The sequence below is a fragment of the Bradyrhizobium sp. 147 genome (genome assembly GCF_023073935.1).
Lineage (GTDB): Bacteria > Pseudomonadota > Alphaproteobacteria > Rhizobiales > Xanthobacteraceae > Bradyrhizobium.
On sequence record NZ_JADPKL010000001.1, the window covers coordinates 100,411 to 122,029 of the forward strand.

A 21,619-nucleotide genomic window follows, 5' to 3' on the forward strand; every position below is an offset into this window, starting at 1 on the left:
AAAATTCTCCTCGAATTGAGTGCGATCGCAGCATGCCCGGGCCAGCCCGGCCGGGGCGGGCCCATCAATTTCGACTCAGATCTGGCGCTCGACCATCTTGAGCTTGAGCTCGGCGATGGCTTCCGCGGGGTTCAGGCCCTTCGGGCAGGCCTTGGCGCAGTTCATGATGGTGTGGCAGCGATAGAGGCGGAACGGGTCCTCGAGATTGTCGAGCCGCTCGCCGGTCGCTTCATCGCGCGAATCGGACACCCAGCGGTTGGCCTGAAGCAGCGCGGCGGGGCCGAGATAGCGCTCGCTGTTCCACCAATAGCTCGGGCAGGAGGTCGAGCAGCAGGCACACAGGATGCATTCATAGAGGCCGTCAAGCTTCTCGCGGTCCTCGTGGCTCTGGCGCCATTCCTTCTGCGGCGTCGGCGAGGTCGTCTTCAGCCACGGCTCGACCGAGGCGTATTGCGCGTAGAAATTGGTCAGGTCGGGGACGAGGTCCTTGACGACCGGCTGATGCGGCAGCGGGTTGATCTTCACCGCGCCGTCCTTGACGTCGTGCATCGAGCGGGTGCAGGCCAGCGTGTTCTGGCCGTCGATGTTCATGGCGCAGGAGCCGCAGACGCCTTCGCGGCAGGAGCGGCGGAAGGTCAGCGACGGATCGATGTGGTTCTTGATCCAGATCAGGCCGTCCAGCACCATCGGACCGCAATCATTGGTATCGACGTAATAGGTGTCGACGCTCGGATTCTTGCCGTCGTCCGGATTCCAGCGATAGACCCTGAACTCGCGGAGCTCGGTGGCGCCCGCCGGCTTCGGCCAGGTCTTGCCGCCAGTGATCTTGGAGTTCTTCGGAAGTGCGAATTCAACCATTGCTCTAACCTTTTGTCATTCCGGGATGATCCGAAGGACCAGACCCGGAATCTCGAGATTCCGGGCTCGATGCTGCGCATCGCCCCGGAATGACGGCTATTGTTCGATCAATACACGCGCGCCTTCGGCGGGATGTACTGCACGTCGTTGGTCATGGTGTAGTTGTGAACCGGGCGGTACTCGATCTTGACCTTGCCGGATTCGTCCAGCCAGGCCAGCGTGTGCTTCATCCAGTTCTTGTCGTCGCGTTCGGAGAAATCCTCGCGCGCATGAGCGCCGCGGCTCTCGGTGCGGTTGGCGGCCGAGTTCATCGTCACCACCGCCTGCGAGATCAGATTGTCGAATTCGAGCGTCTCGACGAGGTCCGAATTCCACACCAGCGAGCGGTCGGACACGGCAATGTCGGTGATGCCGCTGTGGACCTTCTGGATCAGGTTCTGGCCTTCGCTCAAAACCTCGCCGGTGCGGAACACCGCGCAATTGTTCTGCATCACGTGCTGCATGCCCTCACGCAACTTCGCCGTCGGCGTACCGCCGGAGGCGTAGCGGTAATGGTCGAGCCGGCCGAGCGCGAGGTCAGCCGAGTTCGCCGGCAGCTCGGGCTGCTTGGCGTTGGGCGTGAGCTTCTCGGCGAGGCGGAGCGCCGCGGCGCGGCCGAACACGACGAGATCGATCAGCGAGTTGGAGCCGAGGCGGTTGGCGCCGTGCACGGACACGCAGGCGGCTTCACCGATCGCCATCAGGCCCGGGATGATGGCGTTGTCGTCGCCATCCTTCTTAGTCAGCACCTCGCCGTGATAATTCGTGGGGATGCCGCCCATGTTGTAGTGCACGGTCGGCACGATCGGGATCGGCTCGCGCGTCACGTCGACATTGGCGAAGATCTTCGCGGATTCGGAGATGCCCGGCAGCCGTTCGGCCAGCACCGCGGGATCGAGATGGTCGAGGTGCAGGAAGATGTGATCCTTCTTCTTGCCGACGCCGCGCCCTTCGCGGATCTCGATGGTCATCGCGCGCGAGACGACGTCACGCGAGGCGAGATCCTTGGCCGACGGCGCATAGCGCTCCATGAAGCGCTCGCCCTCGGAGTTGACGAGATAGCCGCCTTCGCCGCGCGCGCCCTCGGTGACGAGACAGCCCGATCCGTAGATGCCGGTCGGGTGAAACTGGACGAACTCCATGTCCTGCATCGGCAGGCCGGCGCGCAGCACCATGCCGCCGCCATCGCCGGTGCAGGTATGCGCCGAGGTGCAGGAGGCATAGGCGCGGCCGTAGCCGCCGGTGGCCAGGATCGTGGTTTGGGCGCGGAAGCGGTGCAGCGTGCCGTCGTCGAGCTTGAGCGCGATGACGCCGCGGCAGGTGCCCTGGTCGTCCATGATCAGGTCGATGGCGAAGAACTCGATGAAGAACTCGGCTGCGTGGCGCAGCGACTGGCCGTACATCGTGTGGAGCATGGCGTGGCCGGTGCGGTCGGCGGCGGCGCAGGTGCGCTGCGCCTGGGCCTTGCCGAACTCGGTCGTCATGCCGCCGAACGGCCGCTGGTAGATCTTGCCGTCCTCGGTGCGTGAGAACGGCACGCCCCAATGCTCGAGCTCGTAGACCGCGTCGGGCGCGTTACGAACCATGTATTCGATCGCGTCCTGGTCACCGAGCCAATCCGACCCCTTGACGGTGTCGTACATGTGCCAGCGCCAGTCGTCCTTGTGCATGTTGCCGAGCGAGGCGGAGATGCCGCCCTGCGCTGCGACCGTGTGCGAGCGGGTCGGAAACACTTTTGTGATGCAGGCGGTGCGCAGGCCGGCTTCGCTGCAGCCGACCACGGCGCGCAGGCCCGCGCCGCCGGCGCCGACCACGACGACGTCATAGGTGTGGTCTTCGATCGGATAGGCTTTGCCGTTGGTGGCGGGAGCGCCCTTGCCCGAGCCATTCGTTGTGGTGGCCATGGGTTACACTCCGGATGACAGTTTCAGGATCGCGTAGGTCGAGGCGAGCGCCACGGCGACCGAGAAGAAGTTGTTGAGCATGATGGCAGTGAGCTTCAGCTTCTCGTTATGGACGTAGTCCTCGATCACCACCTGCATGCCGATCTTCATGTGCCAGGCGCTGGCGATGATGAAGAGGAGCAGGATCACGGCGACAGGAATGGAACTGAGAATCTGCGCAGCGCCGACCTGGTTGCGGCCGAGCAGCATCATGATGATCACCAGCACCGGGATCATCAGCAGCGTCATCGCGACGCCGGTGATGCGCTGGCGCCAGAAATCGGACGTGCCCGAATGCGCGGCGCCGAGATTGCGGACGCGGCCAAGCGGGGTGCGCATCGAGGGACGCTGCGGCGAGCCGTGGGATTCGTCAAAACTCATCGGCCGCCTCCAATCGCATAGGCGATGATCCAGATCAGCACCGTCAGAGCGATGCCGCCGATCAGGGCGCCCCAGGTCAGCGCTTCCCGCTCATTGGCCTTGAAGCCGTAGCCGAGGTCCCACACGAAATGCCGGATGCCGCTGAGCATATGATGCATCAGCGCCCAAGTGTAGCCGAACACGATCAGCCGGCCGATGATGCTGCCGGCGAAGGCCTGGACATGGCCGTAGGCGGCCGGACCGGAGGCTGCGGCAACCAGCCACCAGACCAGCAGCAGGGTTCCGACATAAAGGGCGATACCGGTGGCGCGATGGACGATGGACAGCGCCATCGTCAGTGTCCAGCGGTAGACTTGCATGTGTGGCGAGAGCGGTCGTTCGATCCGTGCGGTCATGGGCTTTGATGTTGTATTGCGGCCCAACAGAAGGGCGCGTGGGGATCGGAAAGGTCGGCTCTATTTACGGAGTCGACTTCACCTGCGCAATCACCAAATGGCCATAAATCGAACGCGAGTTCAGCTCTAGAGCCTTGATGAAACAAGGCCAATCAGAGGCTTGGTATACCAGAGCGTAGGCCTACCAGCGAAATATCGAATCTTGGTTCATCCTTTTCTGGCGTCGGCGCGGTCCATTGAAATCACTATTGGAACGCCTCTAAGCGATGGTGGTTCGAATGTCGCTCAAGCCAGCAGTTCATGACGCCGGAAGCACCTCGGGCGAACCACAAGGGCATGTCTAATTCTGCCGTGCGCACCGACTTTCCGTGCGATGGCGGATATGCACGTCCTGCATCCCACCCAAGGCGGCAGGCGCGGCGTGTCGACCAGGCAAATCAGATCTTCTACAGCTGGGCCTGCAGCCGAATCCGAGCAGATGTTTCGGGGGCGATGCCGGAGCAGGTCAGGGGTGATTCCAGGTCTTGATATCAAGGAGATCATCGAGCTCGCGCTGTTGCTGATTGCAACCGGCGCACTCTCGGGATTCCTGGCCGGCGTGTTCGGCATCGGCGGCGGCGCGATCCTCGTGCCGGTGCTCTACGAATGCTTTCGCATCGTCGGCGTGCCGCTGGAGGTGCGGATGCCGCTCTGCATAGGAACCTCGCTCGCGATCATCATCCCGACCTCGCTTCGCTCGTTCCAGGCGCATTACCGGCGCGGCGCGGTCGACATGGCGATCCTGCGTCTCTGGTGGCTGCCGATCGTCATTGGCGTCGTCGCCGGCAGCGTGGTGGCGCGCTACGCGCCGGAGCGGCTGTTCAAGATCGTGTTCGTCTGTGTCGCCTACGCCGCTGCGGCGAGGCTTGTCTTCGCGCGCGAGAGCTGGAAGCTCGGAGGTGACATGCCCGAGGGGCTCTTGATGCGCGCCTACGGCTTCTGCGTCGGCATCCTCTCGACGCTGATGGGCATCGGCGGCGGCCTGTTCTCCAACCTGCTGATGACGTTCTACGGCCGTCCGATCCATCAGGCGGTCGCGACCTCATCGGCGCTCGCCGTGCTGATCTCGATCCCCGGCGCGCTCGGCTACGTCTATGCCGGCTGGCCGGCCGCGACGACCTATCCGGCCATCGTAGCGCTGCAAGTTCCGTTCGCGCTCGGCTACGTCTCGCTGATCGGCGCCGCGCTGGTGATGCCGATGAGCCTCGTCACCGCGCCGCTCGGTGTAAGAGCCGCCCATGCGATGTCGAAGCGAACGCTGGAGGTCGCGTTCGGCTGCTATCTGTTCATCGTGGGCAGCCGGTTTGTGCTGAGCCTGTTAGGCGGGCAGTAGCCGCCACACACTCCTTGCGTGCGAAGCGAACAATCAAGACTCTTTCAACAACAGCAGTCTGGATTGGTCGCAAGGCGGGGTTGAGAGCGTACGCTACACCAAGTGAACGGGACTGAGCCCCGATCTGGCCTAATCGGCGGTCTAGTCCTTCAATCGTACTTCGCTGTGGCGCCACATTCGCAGATCGCCGATGCCTTCGATGCGATCGGAGTCGGAAAGCGCCTTCAATCGCGCAGCAACCATTTCGTCGTCGATCGACAATCCAAGTTCCTTGCAGCGATTCACCACAAGCCAGACCATCATGGCGGTCTTCCGCCAAGTCCGCTCCATGACCGAAAAAATGATCTCGTCGAAACGCTGCTCGGTCACTGACGGCGGAAGCTGGACGTCATTCCATGTGAGCTCGCTGGTGACCGTCGGCTCCTCTAAATCGGCCGCTGGCGGCTCCAGCTCCGGATGCTGCTCGTAAATCGGCAGGAGCAGCTTGTCCTCCAGGGCGCCGACGATAGCGACAAGCCAGTCCCCGAGCTCGATCCGCTCGGTCTTGCCAAGTGCTGCAATCGCCATTCGAGCCCGGTCGAGGGCTTCGCAAGCATCAAGCAGATGATCGTTGATCCGGACGGCCTGCTCTCGGTTCATGCGTTCCCCATCCCGGAGCGATTGAGCCCCTATTTCTTCGAGTAAATATCCTTATACGTCTCGCGCAAAATGTTCTTTTGCACCTTGCCCATGGTGTTGCGCGGCAGCTCGTCGACGACGAAAACGCGCTTGGGCATCTTGAATTTGGCGAGTCGTCCTTCCAGGCCCTTCAGCACGGTCGCCTCATCGATGCTCGCGCCGGGCTGGCGCACCAGCACCGCGGTGACGCCCTCGCCGAAGTCGGCGTGCGGCACGCCGATCACGGCGGATTCGACCACGCCGGGCATGGCGTCGATCTCGCTCTCGATTTCCTTCGGATAGACGTTGAAGCCACCGGAGATGACGAGGTCCTTGCCGCGGCCGAGGATGTGGACGTAGCCCTTGGCGTCGATCTTACCGAGATCGCCGGTGATGAAGAACCCGTCGGGCCGGAATTCCGCCTTGGTCTTCTCCGGCATACGCCAATAGCCCTTGAAGACGTTTGGGCCCTTCACCTCGATCATGCCGACTTCGTCGCGCGGAAGCTCTTTGCCTGTCTCGGGATCGGTCACGCGCAACGAGACGCCCGGCAGCGGGAAGCCGACCGCGCCGGGCACGCGCTCGCCGTCATAGGGGTTCGACGTGTTCATGTTGGTCTCGGTCATGCCGTAGCGCTCGAGCACCGCGTGGCCGGTGCGGGCCGACCATTCGCGATGGGTCTCGGCCAGCAGCGGTGCGGAGCCCGAGATGAACAGCCGCATGTGCTTGGTCGTCTCTCGCGACAGCGCGGGGTTCTGCAGAAGCCGTGTGTAGAAGGTCGGAACGCCCATGAGCACCGTGGCGCGCGCCATCAGCTTGATGATCAGATCCGGATCGAGCTTCGGCAAAAAGATCATCGACGCGCGCGCGAACAGCGTCACGTTGGTCGCAACGAACAGGCCGTGGGTGTGGTAGATCGGCAGCGCGTGGATCAAGACGTCCTTGTCGGTGAAGCGCCAGTAATCGACGAGGCTGAGCGAGTTCGACGCTAGATTGTCGTGGGTGAGCATCGCGCCCTTGGAGCGGCCCGTGGTGCCTGACGTGTAGAGGATCGCGGCGAGGTCGCCGTTTTCGCGCGGCACCGTCGTGAACTCGCTGCTCGCCTTGGCGGCGGCGTCCGTCAGCGAGCCCCTGCCGTCAGGGCCGAGCGTCTCGACCCCGGCCTTCACCTTGGCAGCAATCGGGGCGAGGCCCTCGGCCTTGGAGGGATCGCAGACCACCAGCGACGGTTCGGCATCGCCAATGAAGTAGTCGAGCTCGTTCAGCGTATAGGCAGTGTTCAGCGGCAGATAGACCGCGCCGGCCCGCACCGTGGCAAGATACAGCACGATATTGGCGACCGATTTCTCCACCTGCACCGCGACGCGATCGCCGGGCTTCACGCCGCGTGCGACCAGCACATTCGCCATCTGCCCCGCGCGCGCGATCAGATCGCCATAGCTGATATGGGCGCCGTCATGCGTCTCGATCGCGAGGCGTTTGGGATCGGAAAGACCGTCGAACAGGCGGGAAAACAGGTTGGCGTTGGCAGCTTGGTTCATGCAACATTCCTCGCCGGCAAAGGCCGGTCAAAACCGAGGGCTGGATTAGCAAAAACCGCCCCGCAGAAGCAACGGAGACAGTTGGCATGACAAGAAACGGAAAACGCGTGGCCTGGGTCACCGGCGGCGGCAGCGGCATCGGGGAGGCCGGCGCCGAGGCGCTCGCGGCCGATGGCTGGACGGTGGTGGTCTCGGGCCGGCGTCAGCCAGCCCTGGATGCCGTGGTCGCGAAGATCACGGGAGCAGGCGGGACGGCCGAGGCCATTGTGTTGGACGTGTCCAACGCCACTGAAGCGCAGAAGGCGGCCGATCGGATCGTCGCCAGACATGGCCGGATCGATCTGCTGGTGAACAATGCCGGCATCAATGTCCCCAAGCGCAGCTGGAAGGATATGGAACTGGAAGGCTGGGACAGACTGGTTCAGGTCAATCTCAACGGGGTGCTCTATTGCATGCGCGCGGTGCTGCCGACGATGCGCAAGCAGCAGGACGGCGCGATCATCAACGTCTCGTCCTGGGCCGGCCGTCACGTCTCGAAGATGCCGGGCCCGGCCTATACCACGACCAAGCATGCGGTGCTGGCGCTGACCCATTCCTTCAACATGGACGAATGCGTCAACGGCCTGCGCGCCTGCTGCCTGATGCCGGGCGAGGTGGCGACGCCAATCCTGAAACTGCGCCCGGTGGTGCCGAGCGAGGAGGAGCAGGCCAGGATGCTGCAATCCGAAGATCTCGGCCGCACCATCGCCTTCATCGCAAGCATGCCGGCCAGAGTCTGCATCAACGAAGTGTTGATCAGCCCCACGCATAATCGCGGCTTCATCCAGACGCCGAACAATAGGGATTAGCCCCGGTCGTAGCCGCGAGTTCGTCATTGCGAGCGAAGCGAAGCAAATCCAGAAATATCCGCGCAGATAGCCCGGATTGCTTTGTCGCTTCGCTCCTCGCAATGACGGCGGAGCCACCACACGAACATCCCCCCCGCATAGTTTCACGCATCACAAAGAATTTTTCTGCGAAACCGCATCGCAAACCCTCCCGTAGTTCGGTCCAACGACGCGCTGCTGCTCCAGATCGAACTGTCGCAGCCGCCGTTGTTGTCAGCTCAACGCCGGCCATCGCCGGTCTCAATTCAATCGGGAGATTCTTCATGTCGAAGCGCATTGCCTGTCTCGCTGCCGCCGCCTTCAGTGCCCTGGCCATCACCGCGACCGTCGTCGCGCCTGTCAGCGCCGAGGAAAGGACCGTCATGGTCGGCGGCGCCGCGATGTTCCCGTCCAAGAACATCGTCCAGAACGCGGTCAACTCCAAGGATCACACCACGCTGGTCGCGGCGGTCAAGGCGGCGGGCCTGGTGCCGACGCTGGAAAGCAAAGGCCCGTTCACGGTGTTCGCGCCGACCAACGCCGCCTTCGGCAAGCTGCCAGCCGGCACCGTCGACAATCTGGTCAAGCCCGAGAACAAGGCGACGCTGACCAAGATCCTCACCTATCACGTCGTGCCCGGCAAGCTCGTGGCCGCCGACCTCACCGACGGCAAAAAGATGAAGACCGCCGAGGGCGAGGAACTGACAGTGAAGAAGATGGACGGCAAGACCTGGATCGTCGATGCCAAAGGCGGCACCTCGATGGTCACGATCTCCAACGTCAACCAGTCGAATGGCGTCATCCATGTGGTTGACACCGTGCTGATGCCGGCGACGTAACACCGCGCGGTCCTGTTTCATCCCCCCAACAGGAGGCCTTGAGGCCGCGAGCCGGGGGTACCCGGCTCGCTTTATTGTGACCGTGATAGCCCCCGGTATCGATTCGATGCCGGAAGGGCGTAACGAAAGCGGACGCTTCGGCGTATAATTGCTGACACACGACCTTCAGGACGGAACCATCATGGCGAGCCTCACAGTCACCGACGAGCAGGTCAGGGCCACTCCGGCCAAAGTGATCCAGCCGGCCTGGGTGCGGATCATGCACTGGATCAATGCGCTTGCCATGATCCTGATGATCCTGTCGGGCTGGCAGATCTACAACGCCTCGCCGCTGTTCGGCTTCAGCTTTCCGCGCGAGTACACACTCGGCGGCTGGCTTGGCGGCGGCCTGCTCTGGCATTTTGCGGCGATGTGGCTGTTGATGATCAACGGCCTCGCTTATCTCATCACCGGTTTCGCCACCGGCCGCTTCCGCAAGAAGCTGCTGCCGATCACGGCGTCCGGCGTGCTGCACGACGTCAGGGCGGCGCTGACCTTCAAGCTCGGCCATGACGATCTCACCGTCTACAATTACGTGCAGCGCCTGCTCTATGCCGGCATCATCGTGGTCGGCGTGCTGATCGTGCTCTCGGGCCTCGCGATCTGGAAGCCGGTGCAGCTCTATTATTTGGTGATGCTGTTCGGCGATTATCCAACCGCGCGCTATGTGCACTTCTTCTGCATGGCCGCGATCTGCGCGTTCCTGGTCATTCACGTTGCTCTCGCGCTGCTGGTGCCGAAGAGCCTGCGCGCGATGATCATTGGTCGTTGAGAGGGAGGAGATCATGGCCAAGCGCTCATTCCTGATCCCCGGCGTCGACAAGCGATTGCTGATCAAAGACTCCATCAAGGCGATGCCGGATGTCACCCGCCGCCGCTTCATCGCGGGCGGCGCCAGCTTAGGGGCGCTGACGCTGCTCACCGGCTGCGACATCGTCGATTCCTCCTCGGCCGAGGAGATGCTGAAGCAGGTCTCGAAATTTAACGACGCGGTGCAGGCCTTCATCTTCAATCCCGATGCGCTGGCGCCGACGTTTCCCGAGAGCGCGATCACCAAGCCGTTCCCGTTCAACGCCTATTACGATCTCGACGACGCGCCCGACGTCGACGGCAAAGACTGGAAGCTCGAGGTGCGCGGCCTCGTCGACAACAAGAAGTCCTGGACACTGGATGAGCTCTACAAGCTGCCGCAGGTCACGCAAATCACCCGCCACATCTGCGTCGAGGGCTGGAGCGCGATCGGAAGCTGGACCGGCACGCCGCTGCGCGATTTCCTCAAGCTGATCGGCGCCGACACGCGTGCGAAATATGTCTGGTTCCAGTGCGCCGACAAGGACGGCTACAATTCTCCCCTCGACATGCGCAGCGCGCTGCATCCGCAGACCCAGATGACGTTCAAATACGCGAACGAGATTCTGCCGCGCGCCTACGGTTTCCCGATGAAGATTCGCGTGCCGACCAAGCTCGGCTTCAAGAACCCGAAATACGTGGTCTCGATGGAGGTCACCAACGACTACAAGGGTGGTTATTGGGAAGACCAGGGGTATAATTCGTTTAGTGGGAGCTGAGAGGCGAATGGCGAATCGGGAGTAGCGAATAGGGAAGCAGTGAAGCCAACCCGCTCTCAATTCGCTATTCACCATTCGCCGCCTTCGGCCCCACCTTGCGCTGGCACAGCGCCGCCACCGCCCCCAGCGCCAGCAGCGCCGCCGATACGTTCAACGCGTAACTCAAGCTCCCCAGCGCATCCGTGATCGCGCCGACCACGATTGGCCCGAGCGTCTGGCCGACGCCGAACGAGATCGTCATCGCCGCGATCGCGGTCGGCCACACCTCTGGCGGATAGTTGAAGCGCACGAAGGCGGTGGTCGAGCCGACCACGGCGAAGAACGCGACGCCGAACACCACCGCGGAGACCGCAAGCCACGCCGGCGAATGTCCGAGCATCGGCAAGGCGGCTCCTAACGCGTTGGTGCCGAGAATGATAGCGGTGGCAAGCCCGCCGCGATCGAGCGCCAGCACGCCGCGCCAAACCCATGGCGTGACGAAGGCGCTCAGCCCGATCAGGCTCCAGAATCCGGCCTGTGCCGCGGCCCCGCCGCCGCCGTCGCGCACATAGGCGATCATGAAGGTCATGTAGGCGATGTAGCCGGCGCCGAACAGGAAGTAGCCGGCGAGATAGATCAGCACCGGCAGAATCGCAAACGACGCGTGGCTGCCTTCCGAGAAGCGCGCACCGCTTTCGATGCGGATCAGGAACAGCGGAATCGTCATTGCGACAGACAGCAGGGTTAGCGCCCACCAGACGATCCACCACGAGCCCGGCCCGAAATATTGCAGCGTGAACGGGGCGATCAGCCCCGAGGCGAGAATGCCGATGCCCGGGCCGGCGTAGAACAGGCTCAGCAGGAAATTGGCGCGCTCCGGGCGGGACTGGGCGATGGTCGCAGCCAGCGCGCCGCCGGCGACGAAGCCGGCCGCCGCGCCCAAGCCCAGCACGAGGCGCGCGAGGCTCAGCGCAACGAAATTGCCTGATAGCGCGCAGGTGGCGAGCGCGGCGACGCAGGCCAGGGTTCCCAGGCGGATCGCCGCCGACCAGCCGACCCGCTGGATCAGCCGGGACGCCATCAGCGCGCCAACGAGATAGCCGACGGCGTTGATGGTGTTCATGAATCCGGCCGCCGAGTAGGGCCAGCCGAGGGTCTCCCGCATATCCGGCAGCACCAGTGCATAGGCAAAGCGGCCGATCCCGAGCCCGACCGTCGCTGCCAGCGACAAGGTCAGGATCAGCCGCGCGGGATGCGCGTTCGGCGGGGCGCGGTCAGGGGCGTGCAAGGGGTACTCCGGCCGAGCGAGTGTGGCAGGCTCCATCCGCTTTGCACAGCCGGCTCCCCGGCAATGGTGTCTTGCCAAGCGCGCAACGCCGCTCTAGCACTCCGGCCGAAATTCATGCCCTTCGTCATGTCCGGGCTTTGACCCCGGCATCCATCTTTCAAGAAGGCTGGATTGCCGGGTCAAGCCCGGCAATGACGAGGAAAAACTGAGGACACGACCATGGCGACCCATAAACTGCTGCTGCTCCCCGGCGACGGTATCGGCCCCGAGGTGATAGGCGAGGTGAAGCGGCTGATCGATTGGCTCAATTCGGCCGGGATCGCCAAGTTCGAGACCGATACGGGCCTTGTCGGCGGCGCGGCCTATGACGCGCACAAGGTGTCGATTTCGGAAGGCGACATGGCCAAGGCCAAGGACGCCGACGCCGTGATCTTCGGCGCGGTCGGCGGCCCGAAATGGGATGCCGTGCCCTACGAGGTGCGCCCGGAGGCCGGCCTGCTTCGCCTGCGCAAGGATCTCGCTCTGTTCGCGAATCTCCGTCCCGCCGTGTGCTACCCGGCGCTGGCCGATGCATCCAGCCTGAAGCGCGAAGCGGTCGAGGGCCTCGACATCGTCATCGTGCGCGAGCTCACCGGCGGGGTCTATTTCGGCGAGCCCAAGACCATCACCGATCTCGGCAACGGCCAGAAGCGCGCCGTCGATACCCAGGTCTACGACACCTATGAGATCGAGCGCATCGCCCGCGTCGCCTTCGAGCTTGCCAAGAAGCGCAAGAACAAGGTGACGTCGATGGAGAAGCGCAACGTCATGAAGTCGGGCGTGCTCTGGAACGAGGTCGTCACACAGGTTCACAAGCGCGAATACCCCGACGTCACGCTCGAGCATCAGCTCGCCGATTCCGGCGGCATGATGCTGGTGAAATGGCCGAAGCAGTTCGACGTCATCGTCACCGATAATCTGTTTGGCGACATGCTGTCCGACATCGCGGCGATGCTGACGGGTTCGCTCGGCATGCTGCCCTCGGCCTCGCTCGGCGAGGTCGACGTCAAGAGCAAGAAGCGCAAGGCGCTGTACGAGCCGGTGCACGGCTCCGCCCCCGATATCGCCGGCAAGGGCCTCGCCAATCCGATCGCGATGATCTCGTCCTTCGGCATGGCGCTGCGCTACTCCTTCGACATGGGCGATCTCGCCGACAAGGTCGATGCCGCGATCGCCGCCGTGCTGGCCAGCGGGCTGCGCACCGCCGACATCAAGTCGGAAGGCACCAAAGCCGCCTCGACCACGCAGATGGGCGAAGCGATTTTGAAGGAATTGCAGAAGCTGCACGCGTAGATGCCGTCATTCCGGGATGGTCCGAAGGACCAGACCCGGAATCTCGAGATTCTCAGGTGCGCAATTGCGCACCGGAGTTCGGCTCTTCGAGCCGCCCCGGAATGACGGCCCAAACCAAAATGGCCGGGCGTGAGCCCGGCCATTTTGATTCGGAAAGACCTGTCGCTTCAGTACAGCGGGAAATTCTGCGGGTAACCGCCGACATCCTGCGGCGGCGAGAGCGGCTGGCGGTCGATCGGACGGTTGAGGTTCTCGCGGGCGAAGGACGGATAGCCCACCGCCGGCGGGAAGGCGTAGTCGCTGAACTTGCGGTCGCCCGGATTGACCTCGGTGCCGCCGTCGAGCCAGGAGCGCTTGCTCACATAGATGCGGGTGCGGCCCTGCTGGTAGACCGCGTTGGGGCCGCTCGGTCCGTAATAGTGTCGGCCGCGCTCGTCATAGCGCTTGGTCTTGGTGTCGGCCGAAGCTGGCGAAGCCAAACCGATGGCAGAGGACATGGCAATGACGGCGCCCGCCGCAAGCAAGGTCGCCAATTTGTTCGCCGCAGAGAAATTCAAGCTCATCACGTCCCCTTCAGGCGGCAGGCCGCCAGTCGATTTCACCCCATACTAGCGCGGCCGGGGCAGACGCAACTAGGTCAATTGGGTCACACCAGCCCGGAATAATCGCGCGTGCCGGCAAAAGTTGCATCAATACCAGCCACTTGAGCTTGATGCGGTCCGGAGCGTGATCCGGAGAAGCGTGCAGCGGCTTTCCGAAAAGATCATGCTCAAACAACAACCTAAAGCGTCCCGCGCAATTGCGCGTTGGCGGCGCCCAGCAGCCAGTCCGGTGATCCCAGGGAATCGCAGGGGCGGCGCTTCAACTCGGCGCGGGCGAACAATTCGGCCAGCCTGGGCTCGTTGCCGGAGGTCAGCAGCGTCAGCCGATTCAGCGTGCAGGCAATCGCCGCGAGCCGGGCGGGCAGGGTGTTGCCCTGGCAGGAGAAGCCGGAAATCTGCAGCGCCGGGTCCTCGCTGCGCTTGAGATAGCCGAGGCAAGCGCGCGTCCCCTCCGCCGCGCCGACCGGCCGGAACAGGGCGACGGGACCGAATTTCGTGTCGATCAGGCCGGCCTGCTCCAGCGTGCTCGTCGTGCTCAATCCCATTTCCACGGCCAGATCGGCAGTCGCAGGACCAGCCACGTCGAACTCGCCGCCTTCCCGGTAGATGTCGAGCCCGGCCACGGGCTGGCCGGCCTCGTTTGTCCAGCGCAGCACGTCCCTGCGGCCGCCTTCGGGATGCCGAAGGATGGTGTAAGAGGCTGTTTTCTCTGATGAATCGATCCGGCTGATGGCGAAGGCCGGGTGCGAGCGGTCGGCCACGCTCCAGCCCGGTCTGTCCGCCGGCTCATTGCCCTGCAAGTCGGGCAGCTGGCCGAGCGCCGCGAGGGCGAGGATGGCAAACAGGGCGAGCGCCCCCACATAGGCGATCAGGCGCGCCAGCGTGCCGACGACCTCGTCGGCGAAGGCTGCAAGCGCCAAGTGGATCTGGGTGGGGCTAACGGCCGTGCTGGCCTCAGGCGACTGCATCCACGGCCTTCAGGCATGGTCCAACGTTGTCTTGAGGCCGGTTCTCGCATAGAAGCGCTGCTCTTCCTGTTTAAGCGTCAGCTTCAGGAACGGGCTTTTTCATCGGAGAGTGAACGATGGGTTACAAAGTCGCAGTCGTCGGCGCGACCGGCAATGTCGGACGGGAAATGCTCAACATCTTGGATGAGCGCAAATTCCCCGCCGACGAGGTCGTCGCCCTGGCGTCGCGCCGCAGCGTCGGCGTCGAGGTCTCCTATGGCGACCGTACCCTGAAGGTCAAAGCGCTCGAGCATTACGACTTCTCCGACGTCGACATCTGCCTGATGTCGGCGGGCGGCTCGGTGTCGAAGGAATGGTCGCCGCAGATCGGGGCCGCCGGCGCGGTCGTGATCGACAATTCCTCGGCCTGGCGCATGGATCCGGACGTGCCGCTGATCGTGCCGGAAGTGAATGCGGCTGCGACCGAAGGCTTCAAGAAGAAGAACATCATCGCCAACCCGAACTGCTCGACCGCGCAGCTCGTCGTCGCGCTCAAGCCGCTGCACGACAAGGCGACCATCAAGCGCGTCGTGGTCTCGACCTATCAATCCGTGTCGGGTGCCGGCAAGGACGCGATGGACGAATTGTTCTCGCAGACCAAGGCCGTCTACACCAATGACGAGCTGGTCGCGAAGAAATTCCCCAAGCGCATCGCATTCAACGTCATCCCCCACATCGACGTCTTCATGGAGGACGGTTACACCAAGGAAGAGTGGAAGATGATGGCGGAGACCAAGAAGATTCTTGATCCCAAGATCAAGCTCTCCGCGACCTGCGTGCGCGTGCCGGTCTTCGTCGGCCACTCCGAGGCCGTCAACATCGAGTTCGAGAACCCGATCAGTGCGGACGAAGCCCGCGAGATCCTGCGCAAGGCGCCGGGCTGCCTCGTCATCGACAAGCAGGAGCCCGGCGGCTACGCCACACCTTACGAAGCGGCCGGCGAGGACGCCACCTATATCAGCCGCATCCGCGAGGACGCGACGGTGGAGAACGGCCTCGTGCTGTGGTGCGTGTCCGACAATTTGCGCAAGGGCGCCGCGCTGAACGCGATCCAGATCGCGGAAGTCCTGATCAACCGCAAGCTGATCAGCGCGAAGAAGAAGGCGGCGTGAGAATTGTAGGGCGGGTTAGCCTTGCGGATGCGCGAAGCGCAATCCGCTGGGCGTAACCCACCTCTTTGGTCTCCACGGCGACAGAAGTGGTGGGTTACGCCTTCGGCTAACCCACCCTACGGAGCTACGCCACCTCGCGCGCGCTCCTGAATTCCTTCGCGGCCTTGTCCAGCACGAACAGCGTGCCCTCGGCCACGCCGAAATAGGCGCCGTGGGTCTGCATCTGGCCGCTCTCCACCGCCTTGCGCACGAACGGGAAGGTCATCAGGTTTTCCAGGCTGCGGAACACCGCGGCCTTCTCGATGCGCTCGACGAACTGCGCCATGGTCTCGTGCTCGCGCTGCTCGACCACCTCGCCCGGCTTGATGAACATCTGCATCCATTTGCCGATGAAGTCGCCCGGCGTGAGCGGCTCGCTCTTGTCGATGAAGGCGCGGATGCCGCCGCATTGGGCGTGGCCGAGGACCACGATGTGCTTCACCTTCAGCACCGTCACGGCAAATTCCAGCGCCGCCGAGACGCCGTGTGCGTTCTCGTCAGGCTGGTAGGTCGGCACCAGGTTGGCGATGTTGCGGACGACGAAGAGTTCGCCCGGCCCGGCATCGAAGATCACCTCGGGGGAGACCCGCGAGTCGCAGCAGCCGATCACCATCGTCTCGGGCGACTGTCCTTTGACAGAGAGTTCGCGGTAGCGGTTCTGCTCGGTTGGCAGCCGCTGGGTGGCGAAGGCCTTGTAGCCTTCCAGCAAATGCTTCGGGAATGTCATCATGACTATGCCTAATCATAGACCGCAGGGGCGAACAAGCCTTTCGAATGGGCAGGGCAGATGCTATCGGCTTCGGTCAGAGGACTGACGAGGAAGGAACGCTCGCATGACCCGCCCGCGCCGCAGCCATCTGTTCATGCCCGGCTCCAACCCCCGCGCGCTGGAAAAGGCGCGCAATCTTCCCGCCGACGGCCTCATCCTCGACCTCGAGGATTCCGTCGCCCCCGAGGCCAAGGCGGTGGCGCGCGACGGCATCGCCGCCGCAATCGCCGCCAAGGGTTTTGGCAAACGCGAGGTCCTGATCCGGACCAATGGCCTCGACACGCCCTGGTGGGCCGACGACGTCGCGATGGCCGCCAAGGCCTCGCCTGACGGCATCCTGGTTCCAAAAGTTTCAAGCATCGAAGATCTCAATACGGTCGGCCGGAAGCTGGCCGAGCTTGGCGCTGCGTCGACCGTGAAGGTCTGGGCCATGATCGAGACCGCGCGCGCCGTGCTCCATGCCGAGGAGCTGGCCGCCGCCGGCCGCGATCCGTCGAGCCGCCTCGCAGGCTTCGTGTTCGGCCCGAACGACATTTCGCGCGAGACCCGCATCAGGATGCTGCCGGGCCGTGCCGCGATGATCCCGATGATCACCCATTGCATCCTGGCGACGCGCGCCCACGGCCTCGAAATCCTCGACGGTCCCTATAGCGACATTGCCAATGCCGATGGCTTTGCCACCGAATGCGCGCAAGGCCGCGATCTCGGCTTCGACGGCAAGACGCTGATCCATCCCTCGCAGATCGATGCCTGCAACGCGATCTTCACCCCGCCCGAGGAGGAAGTCGCGCGGGCGCGAAAAATCATCGCGGCGTTCGAATTGCCGGAGAACGCCGCGCGCGGCGCGATCCGGCTCGACGGCGCCATGGTGGAGCGCCTGCACGCCGACATGGCAAGGCGCACGATCGAGATCGCAGACGCAATCGCGGCGATGGGGAAGGGCTGAGAGGTGGGCGCAGCCCGCTGCGTCCTCCTCGATCTCGACGGAACGCTGGTCGATTCCCAGCCGGGCATTGCCGCGAGCTGCCTGGCTGCGTTGCGTGCGCTCGGTCATGAGCCCGGCGACACCCTTGATATCAAGCGCTTCATCGGACCGCCGCTTGAAGACATATTACGGGCTTTGCTCGCCGCCTACGGTGATGACCGGATCGAGTTAGCCGTAGCGGCCTATCGCCAGCATTACGGCGACATTGGCCTGCTCGGAAGCGAGCTCTATCCCGGAATCAACGGGGCGCTTGAGGAGATGCGAAGCGCTGGATTGCGAATCTATCTCGCGACATCGAAGCGCGAAATCTTCGCGCGGCGGATCCTGGAGAATCTGGACTTAGCGACGCATTTCGATGGCATTCACGGCTCAGTTCCCGGCGGCGTGCTGGATCACAAGCCTGAGCTGCTCGCCCATATCCTATCCAAGCACGGTATCTCTGCATCGCACAGCCTCATGGTCGGCGACCGCCGCCACGACATCAATGGCGCTCACGCGGTCAAGATGCGCGGCCTCGGCGTGCTCTGGGGATATGGCACTCGGGATGAGCTGGAAACAGCCGGCGCGGATCAACTAGTAGAGTGGCCCGCGGATCTTGCGCGCGCGGTTTTATCGACGCTGAACCGATAGGCTCCGGTGCAAGCTGCCTCGGCGCGGCGCGAGATTAGCACGGTCAAGCGACTCCAGCGTCGAGCCGTTGGCGCAATAACCGTGGCAATTTTCGCCGGTGCGCCGGCATGTTCGCAACCGGGCATGCTCCTCAGCAAGCGCTCGAGTGCACGGGCATCTATACTCAGCTCCAACTGGCGATAGCCGCCGCGAAGCCGACATTCCTGTGATGTAGGTCACACAACCCGGCTGGTTGCCCCCGTTAAATTTGCGCCGTTTAAATATGGCTTCCATCCTTTCGATATGGCGAGTGGGGTTCTTATGCTCCGCAAATTATTTTACTGCTTTGTCATTCTTGCCCTCGCTGGCCCGGCAGCGGCTGTCGATCGCGTCAGGGGCGACACGAGCCCTGCCATTGCAGCCGCCTCGGAGGCGATCCGGCGAGATCCCAAGGATGCGAACGCCTATTACAACCGGGGCAACGCTTACAGCGCTAATGGCAACAATGATCGCGCCATAGCGGACTACACGGCAACGATCCGTCTCGATCCGACGCATGCGCACGCGTACTACAATCGCGGCAACGCCTACAGCATCAAAGGCGATACGGAGCGTGCGATCGCGGACTACACGGCGACAATCCGGCTCGATCCGGCCTATGCGAACGCGTACTACAATCGAGGCAATGCTTACAGCAACAAAGGCAACACCGACCGCGCAATTGCCGACTATAGCGAAGCGGTTCGCCTGCAGCCGACGAATGCGAACGCGTATTTCAACCGCGGGAATGCATACGGCAGCAAGGGCGACGCGGACCGCGCCATTGCAGATTACACAGAAGCGATACGCGTGGATCTCACATACGCGAACGCGTATGTCAATCGCGGACTGGCCTACGAGAAGCGCGGAGATTTCGCCAAAGCAAGGGCCGACTTCAATGCCACGCTCGGATTGGCCCATGGCGCCACAAGATGGGCCCAGGACAAGGCTCGCGAGCGGCTTGCTGTCCTGCCTTCGCCGCGGCCAGCAACGATATTGGTCGAGAAAGCCAGTGTCGCGCCGGCTGTCGTGGCGTCCGGGGCTGCGAACGGCGATCGCCGCATCGCTCTCGTGATCGGCAATTCGGCTTATGAAAACGTCGCAGCGCTAGCGAACCCCGTGCGGGATGCAAGCCTCGTCGCCGACGTGCTGAAGCTCACCGGGTTCGAAGCAGTTACTCTGCTGACCAATCTCCGCAAGGATGCGCTGGTGAATGCCCTGCGCGAATTCGCAGCACGTGCGGAGACGGCGGATTGGGCCGTCGTGTATTATGCCGGGCACGGCATGGAGGTCGGCGGCGTCAACTATCTCATTCCGACGGATGCCAAGATTGCCGCGGATCGCGAAATCGGATTTGAAGCCGTTCCGGTTGATCAGGTTCTCAATGCGGCGGAGCGCGCCAAAAAGCTGCGCCTCGTCATTCTCGATGCCTGCCGCGACAATCCATTCGCAAACCAGATGAAGCGGACGATGACGGTGGCGTCGCGTTCGGTGTCGCGAGGTTTGGCCCCGATCGAGCCAGAGGCGGGAACGCTGGTGGTCTACGCCGCCAAGGATGGCGAGACCGCGCTCGACGGTGACGGGATCAATAGTCCGTTCGCGGCTGCCTTCGTCAAGAATGTTCCAACGCCAGGCCTCGAAGTCCGCAGGCTCTTCGACTTCGTTCGCGACGATGTCATGGAAGCGACCGGTCGTCGGCAAAAACCCTTCAGTTACGGCTCGATCTCCGGCCGACAGGACTTCTATTTCGTGGCTGCTAAATGATCTTCAAACGAAGAGCAATGCAGACCTTATCGCCAGTGCCCGGACTTGCTTGCGGGAGAGTACAGGCCGGCTTTGGAGCGCACTTTCTACGCGGCCGCTACCCGAACCGCTCCGCCGCCCAGGCATACAGGCTGCCCGGAATCGGCTTTTCGCCGCCACGGCCCTTGGGCGAGATGTGCAGGCCGATGATCTCGGGATTGGTGACGAGCTCGAGATAGCTCGATGGATCGAAGAACAGTTTTGGCTCGGCATGCACGGCGTAGAACGATTGTTTGGGTAGCGCGTAAGCGAGCTCGCCGGTGCGACGCGCGAGCGCGGTTAGTGCCGCCGGTCCGTAGATCGCGACGCGAATGTCCGAAAGACGGTTCGAGCCGCCGCGGAGGCGGCGCATCGCGAAGGTGACGCGGTGGCGCACGGACAGCCAGTTCGGCGTCAGCTCCTCCTGCTCCATCAGCTCCTCGAAGGCCGCGACGATGCCGTGCCCGGCCGGCAGGTAGATCACGGAATTGCCGAGTTGGCGCGGCCGCTCCCAGGCGAAATAGGGTTTTGCCGGATCGAGCTCGACGGGCTTCAGCAGCAGCACGTCGGCATCGAGCCACAGGCCGAGGCCTTTCGCCATCAGCTTCATGCGGAAGAAGTCGCTGAACTGCAGCGTGGTCCAGTCCCGCCAGCTGCCGTCGGGCTGCGGCGGCCGCAATCGTTCGGAGAAGGCGTGCGGCAGGATCGCTTCGGCATCCGCATTCGCGATGCCTGCAGGCAGGCCCGGAATGGTGTCGAAGCTATAGACCGTGACCTTGTGGCCGGCAGCCAGCTGCGAGCGCAGACAGGTCTGGCGCAGGGCGTCCATCGGACCATGCCAGAAGGTGACGATGTCGGGCAGCATGCGCGAGCTATAAGGATAGTCAGAGCAAAGAAAAAGCCCCGGCGCCGTCAGCACCGGGGCTCGAACCAGAAACGCGATCTCAGGCCCAGGCGCGTTCGCGCTTGAGCTTCTCCTCATAGCTGTCGATCGAGGCCTTCTTTTCCATCGTCAGGCCGATGTCGTCGAGGCCGTTGATCAGGCAGTGCTTGCGGAACGGATCGATCTCGAACTTGACCTTGCCGCCGTCGGGACCGCGGATCTCCTGGTTGGGCAGGTCGATCGTCAGCGTCGCGTTGGCGCCGCGCTCGGCGTCGTCGAACAGCTTGTCGAGGTCTTCCTGCGAGACGCGGATCGGCAGAATGCCGTTCTTGAAGCAGTTGTTGTAGAAGATGTCGCCGAACGAGGTCGAGATCACGCAGCGGATGCCGAAGTCGAGCAGCGCCCAGGGCGCGTGCTCGCGGCTTGACCCGCAGCCGAAATTGTCGCCGGCCACCAGCACCTTGGCATTGCGATAGGCCGGCTGGTTCAGCACGAAATCGGGATTCTCGCTGCCGTCGTCCTTGTAGCGCTGCTCGGAGAACAGCCCCTTGCCAAGGCCGGTGCGCTTGATGGTCTTGAGGTACTGCTTCGGAATGATCATGTCGGTATCGACATTGATGATCTTCAGCGGCGCCGCGACGCCTTCCAGCGTGGTGAACTTGTCCATGGTTGCGCTTCCGGGATGGGTCTAGGGG

Annotated in this window: 22 protein-coding genes; 10 read left to right on the forward strand and 12 right to left on the reverse strand. The window is 63.3% G+C overall.

Annotation, left to right across the window (positions count from 1 at the left end):
* Positions 1-75: 75 nt before the first annotated feature.
* The 4 genes from IVA87_RS00480 to sdhC all read right to left on the reverse strand — a co-directional run bounded on the left by IVA87_RS00480 (position 76) and on the right by sdhC (position 3,616).
* The gene (locus IVA87_RS00480) at positions 76-858 is read right to left on the reverse strand and encodes a succinate dehydrogenase iron-sulfur subunit (protein ID WP_247276138.1); all 783 of its coding nucleotides are present in this window, start codon (positions 856-858) and stop codon (positions 76-78) included.
* A 107-nt stretch (positions 859-965) separates the two neighbouring features.
* Positions 966-2,801, reverse strand: coding sequence for a succinate dehydrogenase flavoprotein subunit (gene sdhA, locus IVA87_RS00485; protein WP_247299894.1), 1,836 nt, complete (start codon positions 2,799-2,801; stop codon positions 966-968).
* Between the two features lie 3 nt (positions 2,802-2,804).
* Complete coding sequence (gene sdhD, locus IVA87_RS00490) at positions 2,805-3,221, reverse strand: succinate dehydrogenase, hydrophobic membrane anchor protein (RefSeq protein WP_247276140.1); 417 nt, start codon at positions 3,219-3,221, stop codon at positions 2,805-2,807.
* Positions 3,218-3,616: a succinate dehydrogenase, cytochrome b556 subunit gene (gene sdhC / locus IVA87_RS00495; RefSeq protein WP_247299897.1), complete on the reverse strand. Its 399-nt coding sequence runs from the start codon at positions 3,614-3,616 to the stop codon at positions 3,218-3,220. The genes sdhD and sdhC overlap by 4 nt, the downstream gene beginning before the upstream one ends.
* Before the next feature lie 511 nt (positions 3,617-4,127).
* Between sdhC and IVA87_RS00500 the strand changes: the two genes are divergently transcribed.
* Complete coding sequence (locus IVA87_RS00500) at positions 4,128-4,988, forward strand: sulfite exporter TauE/SafE family protein (RefSeq protein WP_247299898.1); 861 nt, start codon at positions 4,128-4,130, stop codon at positions 4,986-4,988.
* 141 nt (positions 4,989-5,129) lie between these two features.
* Here the strand turns inward: IVA87_RS00500 and IVA87_RS00505 are convergent, their stop codons facing one another.
* Positions 5,130-5,627 carry a DUF3658 domain-containing protein gene (locus tag IVA87_RS00505; RefSeq protein WP_247299901.1) on the reverse strand — a complete coding sequence of 166 codons (498 nt, stop codon included), beginning with the start codon at positions 5,625-5,627 and terminating at the stop codon, positions 5,130-5,132.
* A gap of 29 nt (positions 5,628-5,656) precedes the next feature.
* Complete coding sequence (locus tag IVA87_RS00510; RefSeq protein ID WP_247299904.1) at positions 5,657-7,186, reverse strand: malonyl-CoA synthase; 1,530 nt, start codon at positions 7,184-7,186, stop codon at positions 5,657-5,659.
* Positions 7,187-7,272: 86 nt separating this feature from the next.
* On the opposite strand from IVA87_RS00510, the gene IVA87_RS00515 reads away from it, so the two are divergent.
* The 4 genes from IVA87_RS00515 (at position 7,273) to IVA87_RS00530 (ending at position 10,498) form a co-directional block, all read left to right on the forward strand.
* The gene (locus IVA87_RS00515) at positions 7,273-8,034 is read left to right on the forward strand and encodes an SDR family NAD(P)-dependent oxidoreductase (protein WP_247299907.1); all 762 of its coding nucleotides are present in this window, start codon (positions 7,273-7,275) and stop codon (positions 8,032-8,034) included.
* A gap of 302 nt (positions 8,035-8,336) precedes the next feature.
* The gene (locus IVA87_RS00520) at positions 8,337-8,891 is read left to right on the forward strand and encodes a fasciclin domain-containing protein (protein WP_247299910.1); all 555 of its coding nucleotides are present in this window, start codon (positions 8,337-8,339) and stop codon (positions 8,889-8,891) included.
* A gap of 181 nt (positions 8,892-9,072) precedes the next feature.
* Complete coding sequence (locus tag IVA87_RS00525; RefSeq protein ID WP_247299912.1) at positions 9,073-9,702, forward strand: cytochrome b/b6 domain-containing protein; 630 nt, start codon at positions 9,073-9,075, stop codon at positions 9,700-9,702.
* Between the two features lie 13 nt (positions 9,703-9,715).
* Positions 9,716-10,498: a molybdopterin-binding protein gene (locus IVA87_RS00530; protein WP_247299915.1), complete on the forward strand. Its 783-nt coding sequence runs from the start codon at positions 9,716-9,718 to the stop codon at positions 10,496-10,498.
* A 64-nt stretch (positions 10,499-10,562) separates the two neighbouring features.
* On the opposite strand, the gene IVA87_RS00535 is transcribed toward IVA87_RS00530, so the two are convergent.
* Positions 10,563-11,765, reverse strand: a complete 1,203-nt coding sequence (locus tag IVA87_RS00535; protein ID WP_247299918.1) for a YbfB/YjiJ family MFS transporter — start codon at positions 11,763-11,765, stop codon at positions 10,563-10,565.
* A gap of 219 nt (positions 11,766-11,984) precedes the next feature.
* On the opposite strand from IVA87_RS00535, the gene leuB reads away from it, so the two are divergent.
* Entirely contained in the window at positions 11,985-13,097 is a 1,113-nt protein-coding gene (gene leuB, locus IVA87_RS00540) for a 3-isopropylmalate dehydrogenase (RefSeq protein ID WP_247332322.1), read from the forward strand.
* Positions 13,098-13,264: 167 nt separating this feature from the next.
* On the opposite strand, the gene IVA87_RS00545 is transcribed toward leuB, so the two are convergent.
* Entirely contained in the window at positions 13,265-13,660 is a 396-nt protein-coding gene (locus IVA87_RS00545) for a hypothetical protein (protein WP_247299922.1), read from the reverse strand.
* A gap of 218 nt (positions 13,661-13,878) precedes the next feature.
* Positions 13,879-14,667 (reverse strand): hypothetical protein, encoded by a 789-nt coding sequence (locus IVA87_RS00550; protein ID WP_247332325.1) that lies wholly within the window; start codon positions 14,665-14,667, stop codon positions 13,879-13,881.
* A 116-nt stretch (positions 14,668-14,783) separates the two neighbouring features.
* Between IVA87_RS00550 and IVA87_RS00555 the strand changes: the two genes are divergently transcribed.
* A complete protein-coding gene (locus IVA87_RS00555) occupies positions 14,784-15,818 on the forward strand; it encodes an aspartate-semialdehyde dehydrogenase (protein WP_124163779.1) in 1,035 nt (344 codons plus the stop codon).
* 124 nt (positions 15,819-15,942) lie between these two features.
* Here the strand turns inward: IVA87_RS00555 and IVA87_RS00560 are convergent, their stop codons facing one another.
* Positions 15,943-16,587 (reverse strand): carbonic anhydrase, encoded by a 645-nt coding sequence (locus tag IVA87_RS00560; protein WP_247299935.1) that lies wholly within the window; start codon positions 16,585-16,587, stop codon positions 15,943-15,945.
* A gap of 103 nt (positions 16,588-16,690) precedes the next feature.
* On the opposite strand from IVA87_RS00560, the gene IVA87_RS00565 reads away from it, so the two are divergent.
* The 3 genes from IVA87_RS00565 (at position 16,691) to IVA87_RS00575 (ending at position 20,023) form a co-directional block, all read left to right on the forward strand.
* Positions 16,691-17,572: a CoA ester lyase gene (locus IVA87_RS00565; protein ID WP_247299937.1), complete on the forward strand. Its 882-nt coding sequence runs from the start codon at positions 16,691-16,693 to the stop codon at positions 17,570-17,572.
* Between the two features lie 3 nt (positions 17,573-17,575).
* On the forward strand, positions 17,576-18,241 hold the full coding sequence (locus tag IVA87_RS00570; protein WP_247299939.1) for an HAD hydrolase-like protein: 666 nt from the start codon (positions 17,576-17,578) through the stop codon (positions 18,239-18,241).
* A gap of 282 nt (positions 18,242-18,523) precedes the next feature.
* Positions 18,524-20,023, forward strand: a complete 1,500-nt coding sequence (locus tag IVA87_RS00575) for a tetratricopeptide repeat protein (protein ID WP_247332327.1) — start codon at positions 18,524-18,526, stop codon at positions 20,021-20,023.
* A gap of 97 nt (positions 20,024-20,120) precedes the next feature.
* Here the strand turns inward: IVA87_RS00575 and IVA87_RS00580 are convergent, their stop codons facing one another.
* The gene (locus IVA87_RS00580) at positions 20,121-20,906 is read right to left on the reverse strand and encodes a capsular polysaccharide synthesis protein (RefSeq protein WP_247299943.1); all 786 of its coding nucleotides are present in this window, start codon (positions 20,904-20,906) and stop codon (positions 20,121-20,123) included.
* 79 nt (positions 20,907-20,985) lie between these two features.
* The gene (gene leuD, locus IVA87_RS00585; RefSeq protein ID WP_061880161.1) at positions 20,986-21,591 is read right to left on the reverse strand and encodes a 3-isopropylmalate dehydratase small subunit; all 606 of its coding nucleotides are present in this window, start codon (positions 21,589-21,591) and stop codon (positions 20,986-20,988) included.
* Positions 21,592-21,619 lie beyond the last annotated feature (28 nt).

What these genes read in the sequence shown, in the direction of transcription:
- IVA87_RS00480 (WP_247276138.1), bottom strand. Translation starts at nt 858, where the DNA reads ATGGTTGAATTCGCACTTCCGAAGAACTCCAAGATCACTGGCGGCAAG.
- sdhA (WP_247299894.1), bottom strand. Translation starts at nt 2,801, where the DNA reads ATGGCCACCACAACGAATGGCTCGGGCAAGGGCGCTCCCGCCACCAAC.
- sdhD (WP_247276140.1), bottom strand. Translation starts at nt 3,221, where the DNA reads ATGAGTTTTGACGAATCCCACGGCTCGCCGCAGCGTCCCTCGATGCGC.
- sdhC (WP_247299897.1), bottom strand. Translation starts at nt 3,616, where the DNA reads ATGACCGCACGGATCGAACGACCGCTCTCGCCACACATGCAAGTCTAC.
- IVA87_RS00505 (WP_247299901.1), bottom strand. Translation starts at nt 5,627, where the DNA reads ATGAACCGAGAGCAGGCCGTCCGGATCAACGATCATCTGCTTGATGCT.
- IVA87_RS00510 (WP_247299904.1), bottom strand. Translation starts at nt 7,186, where the DNA reads ATGAACCAAGCTGCCAACGCCAACCTGTTTTCCCGCCTGTTCGACGGT.
- IVA87_RS00515 (WP_247299907.1), top strand. Translation starts at nt 7,273, where the DNA reads ATGACAAGAAACGGAAAACGCGTGGCCTGGGTCACCGGCGGCGGCAGC.
- IVA87_RS00520 (WP_247299910.1), top strand. Translation starts at nt 8,337, where the DNA reads ATGTCGAAGCGCATTGCCTGTCTCGCTGCCGCCGCCTTCAGTGCCCTG.
- IVA87_RS00525 (WP_247299912.1), top strand. Translation starts at nt 9,073, where the DNA reads ATGGCGAGCCTCACAGTCACCGACGAGCAGGTCAGGGCCACTCCGGCC.
- IVA87_RS00530 (WP_247299915.1), top strand. Translation starts at nt 9,716, where the DNA reads ATGGCCAAGCGCTCATTCCTGATCCCCGGCGTCGACAAGCGATTGCTG.
- leuB (WP_247332322.1), top strand. Translation starts at nt 11,985, where the DNA reads ATGGCGACCCATAAACTGCTGCTGCTCCCCGGCGACGGTATCGGCCCC.
- IVA87_RS00545 (WP_247299922.1), bottom strand. Translation starts at nt 13,660, where the DNA reads ATGAGCTTGAATTTCTCTGCGGCGAACAAATTGGCGACCTTGCTTGCG.
- IVA87_RS00550 (WP_247332325.1), bottom strand. Translation starts at nt 14,667, where the DNA reads ATGCAGTCGCCTGAGGCCAGCACGGCCGTTAGCCCCACCCAGATCCAC.
- IVA87_RS00555 (WP_124163779.1), top strand. Translation starts at nt 14,784, where the DNA reads ATGGGTTACAAAGTCGCAGTCGTCGGCGCGACCGGCAATGTCGGACGG.
- IVA87_RS00560 (WP_247299935.1), bottom strand. Translation starts at nt 16,587, where the DNA reads ATGATGACATTCCCGAAGCATTTGCTGGAAGGCTACAAGGCCTTCGCC.
- IVA87_RS00565 (WP_247299937.1), top strand. Translation starts at nt 16,691, where the DNA reads ATGACCCGCCCGCGCCGCAGCCATCTGTTCATGCCCGGCTCCAACCCC.
- IVA87_RS00575 (WP_247332327.1), top strand. Translation starts at nt 18,524, where the DNA reads ATGGCGAGTGGGGTTCTTATGCTCCGCAAATTATTTTACTGCTTTGTC.
- IVA87_RS00580 (WP_247299943.1), bottom strand. Translation starts at nt 20,906, where the DNA reads ATGCTGCCCGACATCGTCACCTTCTGGCATGGTCCGATGGACGCCCTG.
- leuD (WP_061880161.1), bottom strand. Translation starts at nt 21,591, where the DNA reads ATGGACAAGTTCACCACGCTGGAAGGCGTCGCGGCGCCGCTGAAGATC.